A 3225-nucleotide genomic window follows, 5' to 3' on the forward strand; every position below is an offset into this window, starting at 1 on the left:
GGATTTAATCAAGGATATAATAGGGCCTTCTTTCAATTTTGACAGTAAAACGGCGCATTCTGTCAACATGTATTATTGCAAGATTGCCTGACAATTATGTTGACCTGTTTTTGATTTGTGCCATGGTGATCGTCGAAATCAACACCAACGCAGAGCTTGGAACGCATGGCGAAAGCTGCCTTTGAGACCGAAGTGAACATGCGCCGGATTGACGCGGGCCGCATCAGTTTGAACATCCGCGAAAGAGGCGATGGCCCTTTGATGCTCTTCTTTCATGGCATTACTGCCAATTCGGCCACTTTGATGCCGTTGGCGGCGCGGTTCAGCGATCGCTTTACCACGATTGCGGTTGATCAAAGAGGCCATGGCCGCAGTGACAAGCCGGACAGCGGCTACGAGGCGGATGATTTTTGCGATGATATTGCTGGTCTGATTCGGGCGCTGGATCGTGGTCCGGCCATTTTGGTGGGGCATTCTCTGGGGTCGCGTAATTCGGTTACATGCGCCGCGAAACATCCCGATCTTGTTCACTCCGTCGTGGCAATCGACTTTACGCCCTATATCGAGACCGAGGTGTTTGACGCGCTGGAATCGCGGGTGAATGCCGGTGCGCAAACCTTTGAGAGCGTTGATGCGGTCGAGGCCTATCTGGCCGCGCGGTATCTGAATATTCCGGCCCCGGCGATCAGGATCCGTGCCGAAAGCGGCTATGAGGCGGTTGAGGGCGGTTTGCGCCCCTTGGCGTCGCCGCAGGCCATGGCGCAGACGGCCAGTGGGCTGCGTGCGGACCTGACACAGACCTATCGCGATGTCGGCAAGCCGGTGCTTCTGGTCCGGGGCGGCGACAGCAAGCTGGTGTCGCCCGCGGCCCTGGCCAAGACCAGCGCGTTGCGCCCAGACCTGCCGGTGGTCGTGGTCCCCGGCGCGGATCACTACGTGAACGAGGTGTCGCCGGACATCACCGCGCAGGCAATCACGAATTTCATCGATTCCAGAGGGCGGCACTGACGGCCCCTCAATAACTGACAGGAAGTGGACAATGGCGAATATTAACAGGACATCTGGAAAAACCCTGACAGCGCAGGTTGCGGGCGCTGGTTTTGCGGGGCTGACGGCGGCAATTGCGCTGCGTCAAAACGGCTGGGATGTCACGCTGCACGAAAAGGATTCCGAGCTGCGCGCCTTTGGTGCCGGAATTTATCTGTGGCACAATGGGCTGCGTGTGCTGGAAGGTGTCGATGCGCTGAATGACGTTCTGCATGGCACGCATACACCACCGGCTTATGAAACGTGGATGCAGAATAAATCTGTCTCGAAGGAAACGTTCAACGGCCTGCCGTGGCGGATCATGACCCGCAGCCACCTGCACAACGCGCTGGTCAAACGCGCGCATGAGGTGGGCGTCAACGTCTGCGTCAATTCCGAGGCGGTTGGCGCCGATGCCGAGGGCCGGTTGACCCTTGTCAGTGGCGAAGTGCTGGAGGCGGATCTGATCGTCGGCGCCGATGGTGTCGGCTCCAAAGTGCGCGACTCGATGGGATTCAAGCAGGATCGCTGGGTCTCGACCGATGGCATCATTCGCCTGATCGTGCCGCGCCTGAAAGAGCATCTGGGCGAAGGCGAATGGGACAACACCATCGACATGTGGAATTTCGAGCCGCGCGTGCAGCGTATTCTTTATTCCCCCTGCAACGAAAAGGAACTGTACCTTGGTCTGATGGCCCCCGCCGCCGATCCGCGCGGGTCGCGTGTTCCGCTGGACCTGGAGGTTTGGGTTGAAATGTTCCCGTTCCTCGAACCCTGCCTGGCCGAGGCGGCCAAGCTGGAAAAGGCGCGTTACGACAATTACGCGACGACCAAACTGGACACATGGGTCAAGGGCAAGGTCGCGCTGGTCGGTGATGCGGCGCATGCGATGTGCCCTGCACTGGCGCAGGGTGCCGGCTGTGCGATGGTTAACGCCTTCAGCCTGTCCCAGGACGTGCAGGAACATTCTTCGATCGAGGACGCGCTGACCAACTGGGAAAAACGTATCCGCCCGATCACGGATCGGTGTCAGGCGCTGTCCGGTGATTATGCTGCGAACCGCGCGCTTTCAAAGGGTAACATGTTCACGCCTGCCGCTCTTGAGGCGGCGCGCTATGATCCGCTGCGCCGTGTCTTTTCGTGGCCACAGTGAAGGTTGAGTGGCCAATAACGACAACACTTAGGCGCGCTATGGCTGCGCGCCACTAAGAGGAAAAAAATGGACCATTCTGCCGAAGTCGAAAAACACTACGAAGTGCGTAGCTGGCATTCCAGCGTTCAGGAAATCCGGCATGATGGCGGTGAACCTGGTGAGGTGCTGATCAAGGCCGCTGTTGGCGTGATCATTCGCAATCCGTTTGTAGGCAAGTTCAGTGCCGATCTGTCAGCTTTTACCAACCCCAGTGCCAGCCTCGGCCACGCGCTTGGAAAGCGTGCGATGGATTTGCTGCGCGGGCGGCCTGCTGAAAGCTATGGCAAAGGCGGGATCGCCGGTGTCGCAGGCGAACAAGAGCATGTAGTTGCCTGCGTCACCACCGAATTCGGCAATCCGCTGCGTGACGAGCTTGGCGGTGGCGACGCGTGGATTTCATCGGTGTCCAAGGTTGCGTCTGCTGGCACGTCGATCGACATTCCGCTGGCTCATAAGGACGAGCTTTACATCCGCTCGCATTATGACGCGATCACCTTTTGCGTGCCCGATGGCCCGCGCCCCGACGAGGTGTTGATCTGTGTTGGTGTCGCAACCGGCCCGCGCGTCCACCAACGTGTTGGCGGTAAAACCGTCGCCGATCTTGAAGCCACCAAATAATCCGAAACTCAGAAATACGAGGAAACCACCATGCCTCTGAACATCAAAGACCTCAAAATCACCTGCGCCGATTTCAAGCCGCTAGAAATGATGCGCGACGAACACGCGGGCGACAAGGGCAACGTCCTGCCCAAGCTGACCGTCAGCGGCGTGCCCGCCGAGGCCAAGGAACTGGCCGTGATCTGCCATGACCCGGACGCCCCTCTGGCGCGCGGGTTCACCCATTGGACGGTCTATGGCATCGACCCTTCGGCCACCGACCTGTCCGACGCGCAGGAAAAATACCGTGTCGGCCCCAACGGCGCAGGGCACATGCAATATTACGGCCCCCAGCCGCCAGAAGGCCATGGCAAGCATCACTATTACTTCTGGGTCTATGCCCTAAACAC

The 3225-nt window shown here is 58.7% G+C and carries 4 protein-coding genes; all 4 read left to right on the forward strand.

The features are described 5' to 3' along the window. Nucleotides 1-303: 303 nt before the first annotated feature. Complete coding sequence (locus ACEWPM_RS19680) at nucleotides 304-1008, forward strand: alpha/beta fold hydrolase (protein ID WP_420768117.1); 705 nt, start codon at nucleotides 304-306, stop codon at nucleotides 1006-1008. 31 nt (nucleotides 1009-1039) lie between these two features. Continuing rightward, the gene (locus ACEWPM_RS19685) at nucleotides 1040-2179 is read left to right on the forward strand and encodes an FAD-dependent oxidoreductase (RefSeq protein WP_393964149.1); all 1140 of its coding nucleotides are present in this window, start codon (nucleotides 1040-1042) and stop codon (nucleotides 2177-2179) included. Between the two features lie 66 nt (nucleotides 2180-2245). Continuing rightward, nucleotides 2246-2836: an amino acid synthesis family protein gene (locus tag ACEWPM_RS19690; RefSeq protein ID WP_393964150.1), complete on the forward strand. Its 591-nt coding sequence runs from the start codon at nucleotides 2246-2248 to the stop codon at nucleotides 2834-2836. Nucleotides 2837-2866: 30 nt separating this feature from the next. Beyond that, a partial coding sequence (locus ACEWPM_RS19695) for a YbhB/YbcL family Raf kinase inhibitor-like protein (RefSeq protein WP_420768116.1) occupies nucleotides 2867-3225 on the forward strand: 359 nt, incomplete at its 3' end.

Origin of the sequence: Roseovarius maritimus (genome assembly GCF_043355895.2) — a bacterium.
GTDB lineage: Bacteria > Pseudomonadota > Alphaproteobacteria > Rhodobacterales > Rhodobacteraceae > Roseovarius > Roseovarius maritimus.